This is a genomic window from Flavobacterium sp. 38-13, from assembly GCF_001899155.1.
Classification (GTDB): domain Bacteria; phylum Bacteroidota; class Bacteroidia; order Flavobacteriales; family Flavobacteriaceae; genus Flavobacterium; species Flavobacterium lindanitolerans.
Genome location: NZ_MKVG01000018.1, coordinates 23,489 through 30,786, shown reverse-complemented (window position 1 = coordinate 30,786; position 7,298 = coordinate 23,489). Strand labels below are relative to the sequence as shown.

At 39.9% G+C, this 7,298-nt stretch carries 3 protein-coding genes and 1 pseudogene; 1 reads left to right on the top strand and 3 read right to left on the bottom strand.

Annotated features, from left to right (window positions below; translation table 11 throughout):
* The 3 genes and pseudogenes from BGO88_RS12535 to BGO88_RS12525 form a co-directional block, all read right to left on the bottom strand.
* Positions 1–4,639 (bottom strand): annotated as a pseudogene (locus tag BGO88_RS12535) (alpha-2-macroglobulin family protein); the annotation flags it as partial.
* Between the two features lie 211 nt (positions 4,640–4,850).
* The gene (locus BGO88_RS12530) at positions 4,851–4,991 is read right to left on the bottom strand and encodes a hypothetical protein (RefSeq protein WP_286707089.1); all 141 of its coding nucleotides are present in this window, start codon (positions 4,989–4,991) and stop codon (positions 4,851–4,853) included.
* A 6-nt stretch (positions 4,992–4,997) separates the two neighbouring features.
* On the bottom strand, positions 4,998–5,441 hold the full coding sequence (locus BGO88_RS12525; RefSeq protein WP_056067893.1) for a nucleoside deaminase: 444 nt from the start codon (positions 5,439–5,441) through the stop codon (positions 4,998–5,000).
* A gap of 48 nt (positions 5,442–5,489) precedes the next feature.
* Between BGO88_RS12525 and BGO88_RS12520 the strand changes: the two genes are divergently transcribed.
* Complete coding sequence (locus BGO88_RS12520) at positions 5,490–7,268, top strand: 1-deoxy-D-xylulose-5-phosphate synthase (protein WP_286707088.1); 1,779 nt, start codon at positions 5,490–5,492, stop codon at positions 7,266–7,268.
* Positions 7,269–7,298: the final 30 nt, after the last annotated feature.

Below are 7,298 nucleotides of genomic sequence, written 5' to 3'. Positions count from 1 at the left end.
CGTCTATTTTGCTCTGTCCAAGCAATGTCATTCCTACATTTTTCTGCCCGGCCAATGCATACGTAGCCGCAAGCCTTAGTTTGGTATCGTTCGTAATTCCTGAAGTTTCTCTAAGCCTGTTCATCGACGACAAATCCAGATTACCCGCCAAAGCCAATACATACAATCTATAGGATTGTGCAAAATCATTACGGTAGCCTTCGTTGTAGCGCCATTGTTTTGCCGTTTTTGACTGATAGGCAAGCCATTGCTTTTTCAGGTTGGCAGGAAGCGCATAGCCTTTTCTCTCTGCTTCAATCAGGAAATGCCCAACATAGGTCGTACTCCAATCGTCCGGAGTCTGATTCCCTTGCCAATAAGCAAATCCTCCATTCGCTAACTGGAATTGCGCCAGTTTTTGGATTCCGGCCGTAATATTCTTTTGGATTTTGGATTTTCTGGCCGTATCCAAATCAGCAATATCGCCCAAATACAATTGTGGGAATACGCTTGATGTGGTCTGCTCCAGACATCCGTGCGGATATTGGATTAAGTAATCCAATCGCTTGTTAAAATCCATTGAAGGGAATGCCGACACTTCCAGTTTAGCCGTATTGGTTCCGGCTACTCCAAAGGCATCCCAGTTGATGGTTCCGGAACTGTTTGGTTCCAATATCAGTTCTTTATAATCCTGCGTTACCGGATTCGGATTCAGGATATCCAGTTCTACATCAAAGCTGGCTTTTTCTTTTCCGGAAGTCGCTACTACCGTAACTTTTCCGATTCCTGTCAAATCGCCAACATTTAAATCAAAATAGGCTATTTTTTCGTCTGGCTGTGCAAACGACAAGGTCTGTTTTGAGTTTCCAATGACACGGAAGCCATTATTGGTTTTCAATTGTAGGGTAACATTTTTAACATGCTTTTCCATTGCAAAAACCGTAACCGGCAAGGTTACCTTCTCTCCCGGAGAAACTTTTCTTGGCAATGATGCCAATATCATCAGCGGATTTCTGACCGGAGTTGTTTTCTCCACACTTCCATAAGCACTGGTTTGGGCATCACCTGCCACCACCATTGTCCGTACGGAACCTACATATTTTGGAAGTGTAATTTCATGAGATTTTGTTTGCCCTTTTGACAACGAATAAGGCCCGAGATAGATTACAACCGGTTTAAATCGGTTGGCTTTTTTAGCCTGTCCACCACCTAAATCTTCATCACCTCCAATACTGAAAATCTGATTTACCTTACCGCCATACGCTCCTATAACTTCATCATAAATATCCCACGTTTTCACACCAAGGGCTTCTCTTGAATAGAAACTGTTCCATGCATTTGGAGTCTTGAATCGGGTAAGGTCCAGCAATCCTTCATCAACAATGGCTATGGTGTAGGTCATTGCCTTTCCATTCTTCTCACTTACTTTTATTGTCGTTTTCTGCTCCGGTTTTAAAACTTCCGGCATGGCTATCTGCGGTTCTAAAACCGTATTTTTATCGACCACTTCAATCGGGATAATTCCGTACAGACGAATTGGCGAGTCATTTTTTGTAGAAGCATGGGGTTGCAGTAATGTGATATGGATATACACATTAGGCGCCATCTTCGAGGTAATCGGTATTTCAACCTGTGTTTCCCCTTTTTTGCTTTCTGCCCATAATGTCTGGACTACCTGCGCACCACTTTCAAGTGAAATCAGGGCACGTCCACCTTCACTTGACGGGAAAGAAACGATAGCTTTTTCTCCAACATTGTATTTTTCCTTGTTTGCCGAGAATACCAGCATTTTTGCTTCTGCACCGTTTGTATTTCTTGTTTTTCCGGACCAGATTGGCCAGTCAATCATTACAGTTTCACCAGAAGAATGTCCTCCGTTAGGGTCTGTTACCCGCACAAGATAGCGCCCCCATTCATCGTCGGTTGTCTTAAACTGGAATCGGGCCTTACCGGAACCGTCCGTATTCAATACCTGAGAATAGAACGGAGTATTTGTAGTGGAACTGCTGTAATTTGACAAATCATCTGAAGCGTCCCACCACCAGCGCCAATCTACTTTGTAGACTCTTACTTCCAGATTTCTAACCGCTTTTGGTCTTCCGTTTTCATCAACCGTTACTACATCAAATGCATTGCTTTTTCCGGTTTCAAGCATTCCGTATTTGTTTGGTTCCGGAGTTTTTACACCCACATAAGTTTGGAAAGGCGAATAAGTTGCCGAGATAACATCTGTACTAAAGTCACCTCCGTTTTCATACACTTTAGTAATAAACGATGCTTTTAGCATTCCCGGTGCCTGCGACTGTAATCTTGGCTGGATGCTGACATTGGCTTTTCCGGTTTCGTCAATTTTTCCTGAATAAATGTTTACTTCTTCCGTAGAAAATTTACGTGCCGGGTCGTCAAAAACATATTTACTATAATTCTTGAATGTAGTTTTTTGCTGCGTAAATTTCGCCTGCATTTCGAGTTTCAAATCTTTTGCAACGGCTCCATGCAACCAGGCTACATCAACCCTGGCATCGTTTTTATGGAAGGCCGACAGCATTTTTCCATCAAACCCATTTTTGATTTTCAATCGGTTTGGCTTAATGGTTTCAATTTTTACGGCTTTATAGAAACGGGCTCCACCCACAGAAACAACCGCTTCGTAGTTTCCTGTGGGCGCATTTGGCTGTGTTTTGAAAGCGAATTTGTAATGATTCTTATCTGTATATTTCTGAACTTTCTGATAAACTACCTTTCCATTCGGGTCAGATAGTTTTAATTTAATTGGATGTGTATTAGGCAATCTGCTTGATTTATCATTGAGAATGAACGACAAATAGATTGTATCGCCAGGACGCCACACGCCCCGCTCTCCATAAATAAATCCTTTTAGTCCTTTTTGGAGTGCTTCTCCGTCTACATTAAAATTACTCACTGATTGTGAGTTTCCATCATCCAGTTTGACGTAGGTAGTGTTTTTGTCTTTTTTTATTATGGCAAAAAATGCTTTTTTATCGGTACTAAAATTCACTATACCATCACCATCAGTAGTTTCTGATACCAGTTTTTGTTTTTGGTAATTATACAATTCTACTGTTGCACCTGAAACCGGTTCAGTAGTTACGATATTATTGACAGCGAAGAAATAAGAACCATTTTCGCCTCGTTTTGCAATAACACCCAAATCTGTAGCCAATATATTTGTAGCTACCTTATTGTTGGAATAATATGATTTATGGCATGGATTATCCCTTTCATTCCAATTATAGTCATAATCGTAGTAATCGTAATCAAAGGAATCGTAGCTGGAAAAATCTTCCGGTTCCTCGTCATCTTCAGCAACCGGCTCTTCTTCCGCAGGAGTATCGCAGGTATACAGAGAATAAGACCTTTTGATGGTAAATTCTACACGGTAAATAGCTCCTTGCTCCGGTTTGATTAAGGTCGACAAATCCAGAGAATAGCTGTTCCACTTTTTATAATTGGCAAGCTTGTTTGTGGTTAGTTCTAAAGTTTTTTTGGCAATTGGAAGTGCTACTTTTCTCAAATCATAGTTGCCATTCAGTTCATTATCCTGTAAAAACTGGAGTACGTTGTTTTCAAAGATACGGTATACTTTTACATCCACTTTTTTCAGATTGGCAGCTTCGAAATTTACTTTCAGGTTGTGAGAACTTGGCAAAATTGTACCACTTTTCACAAATCTTACTTCCGGTTTGATTTGTTCGAAAGTAATTTTTGCGGCATAGCCTTTTTTCATTTTGTAGCCGTCTGTATTTTCAATTCCCTGAAAAACCTCCAGCAGCAATTTACCATCAAGAGCCACATCTGAAAAGGCTTTCAATACGTTTCCATCTACCGCATAACGAAGATTACCTACTGTTTCAAGAGCTACCAAACCACTAAAATTCTGGTCTTTTTTTAGCGGGTCTGAAAAATTGATTCGGACAGACTGGTTGTTTTCATCTCCAATTCTTACATCTACAATGGTAAAATTATTTTTGCCTGGAATTGTAAATTCCTTTTCTCCCTTTTGGTTGATATCCGCCGGGTCGCCATCCCATTTGATTAGGACTTTACTATCATCGTCACCTCTTTGTATCTGGTCAATAACAAAAGAAAACTCCGTTGGAGAACTGCCTTTTTCATTAAATTTTATTGGCAATTCTTTACCGTTCTGCGTAGCAGACACCAGTTTTTTTGCTGTTGCCAAATCCATATTATCCGCAGATTTCAGTATCATGTTCAGGAATTGGGTGTCTTTTGTATACGACTGTAAATCCTGGACTTCAACTTTGAAATCCTGTTCGATTGTTTTAACCGTAAAATTAAAATCGGACAATTCTTTCGGAACTTCAATCAACTTATCCAAATGGAGCGTAACCTGATATTGTTCACCCTGCTTTAGTTTTTTCTTTGGTTGGAATGCCAGGATGTTGTTTGGCAATACGACCACTTTACCGTCAACACTTGGAGAAATATCAAAAATATCTTCATCCAATTCCTGGTTGGGTTTCCATTCTGCCTTTGAAAAGGCCAGACCCACCTGAATATCAGAATTGGCGGAAATCATTCCCGACGAGAAGCTGGTAACATAATCGCGAAAAAGCGAAAAATCCGAATCAAAATCTTCAGGCGAAGATTTTCTACATGCATTTAATAAAAAAAACACCGAAACCAATAGTATTAGTTTTCCAGTTCTCATAGAATGATTGATTTGAAGTTGAACGTAGGTTTTGTCCTTTGTGACATTTTCAGCATAACTGAATAAGCCATGTCTTTATTGTAATAAATATAGGATTAATTTTTAAATTTTTAACAAGAAAAAATCATGCCTTACTTTTTCTTTGGGGGAAAGAAATTTTAATTGATTATTTAAAACTTTATATCAAACCAATTTCAATAAGTTTATATTTTTCCTTGTTTTGCGACTTAGCGCCTTTGCGAGCTACTATTTCACGCAAAGCCGCAGAGCCGCAAAGTTCATGTTGAGCATTATCTGTTGTAAACTTCCCGATAGCCATTACATTTTATTTGCGCTTTTCCAGAAAAAAACGCTTCATCAAACTGGAAGCTTCTGCTTCTAAAACACCGTATTCTACAACAGTTTTTGGATGCAGCTTTGTTCCTAAAGCCATATATCCTCTCTGTTCATCTCTCGCTCCAAAAACAATTCTGGAAATCTGGCTCCAATACAAAGCTCCGGCACACATCTGGCAAGGTTCTAAGGTAACATATAATGTGCAGTTTTTAAGATATTTCCCTCCCAAGAAATTGGCTGCCGCCGTAATCGACTGCATTTCGGCATGTGCCGTTACATCGTTCAGCATTTCCGTAAGGTTATGGCTTCTGGCGATGATGCGATTTTCAACAACAATAACAGCCCCAACAGGGATTTCTCCTTTTTCAAAAGCGGCTTCTGCTTCCTGCAGTGCCTTTTTCATGAAATATTCGTCGGTGTTGCTGTTTTCCATAACCCAAAAATAGAAAACAATATCGTAAATTTGATTTTTAATCCGGAAATGAGCTATACTATCCTTCAAAATATAAATTCTCCTGAAGACCTGAGGAAACTAACTGAAGCTGAATTGCCAGTTTTGGCGGGCGAACTTCGCGATTTCATTATTGATATTGTTTCTGTCAAAGAAGGTCATTTGGGTGCCAGTTTGGGCGTAATTGAATTGACAATTGCCCTTCATTATGTTTTCAACACGCCCGATGATTTATTGGTATGGGATGTGGGTCATCAGGCATACGGACATAAAATCCTTACCGGCAGAAAAGATAATTTTGACACTAACAGACAATGGGGCGGTATTTCCGGATTTCCAAAAAGGAGCGAAAGTCCGTATGATACTTTTGGCACAGGACATTCTTCTACCGCAATTTCTGCTGCATTGGGAATGGCAATTGCCTCGAATCTTAACGGTGACTTTGAAAAACACCATATTGCCGTTGTAGGAGACGCTTCTATTGCTTCAGGAATGGCTTTTGAGGGATTAAATCATGCCGGTATGACAGATGCCAACCTATTGGTCATACTCAATGACAATGCTATAGGAATTGACCCTAGCGTAGGTGCTTTAAAAAACTATCTAACCGCTGTAAAAGACGGAAAAAACCCGAGACAGAATAACATGATAAAATCACTGAATTTTGATTATTCGGGTCCGATTGACGGTCATGATATTGCTGCTGTTATCAAAGAATTAAAACGGCTAAAAAGTATAAAAGGCCCAAAATTTCTCCATATCATCACCACAAAAGGAAAAGGACTGGAACAGGCCGAAAAAGACCAGGTAAAATATCATGCACCCGGTAAATTTGACAAGCTCACCGGAGAAATTATCTCAAAATCAGAAGAAAATCTGCCTCCAAAATTTCAGGATGTTTTTGGACTGACGCTATTGGAACTGGCCGAAAAAAATGAAAAGATTGTAGGAATTACACCTGCAATGCCAACAGGAAGCTCCTTAAAATTTATGATGGATGCCTTTCCAAAACGTGCCTTTGACGTAGGAATTGCAGAACAGCATGCTGTGACTCTGGCAGCCGGAATGGCAACACAGGGCATGATTGTATATTGCACTATTTATTCTACATTTTTGCAACGGGCCTATGACCAGGTAATTCATGATGTAGCCTTACAGAATCTTCCGGTGATTTTTTGCCTTGACCGCGCAGGATTGGTTGGTGAAGACGGTGCTACCCATCATGGCGTTTTTGACTTAGCCTATTTGAGATGTATTCCAAATATGATTATTTATGCGCCTATGAATGAAACCGCTTTTCGGAACATGTTATATACTGCACAACTTGGACTGGAACATCCTATTGCTATCCGGTATCCAAGAGGCCGAGGAGTGATTGTCGACTGGAAAAAACCTTTCGAAAAGATTGAGATAGGGAAAGCCCGGCTTTTAAAAGAAGGCAATAGAATTGCTATTCTTTCTACCGGATTCATTGGCAACAACGTTATTCCCGCTTTAGCCAATATTGACAGCCCAAAAGACTTTTCGCATTATGATTTTCCGTTTGTAAAACCGTTAGATGAAATCGTGCTTCATACAATTTTTAAGAAATATGACGTTATTATTACTTTAGAGGACGGAGCAGCAAAAGGAGGTTTCGGTAGCGCTATAACAGAATTTGCAGCTCAAAACAATTATACCAAAAGGATAAAGACTTTAGGAATTCCGGATGAATTCATCGAGCACGGAAGTATTGGCGAACTACAACGTTATAGCAAAATAGATGCAAAAAACTTGCAAATAATTTTTGAAACCTGTCGAAATTATTGACTTTTGCACTGTCCTAAAATTTAATATGCC

What these genes read in the sequence shown, in the direction of transcription:
- BGO88_RS12525 (WP_056067893.1), bottom strand. Translation starts at nt 5,441, where the DNA reads ATGGAAAACAGCAACACCGACGAATATTTCATGAAAAAGGCACTGCAG.
- BGO88_RS12520 (WP_286707088.1), top strand. Translation starts at nt 5,490, where the DNA reads ATGAGCTATACTATCCTTCAAAATATAAATTCTCCTGAAGACCTGAGG.
- BGO88_RS12530 (WP_286707089.1), bottom strand. Translation starts at nt 4,991, where the DNA reads ATGGCTATCGGGAAGTTTACAACAGATAATGCTCAACATGAACTTTGC.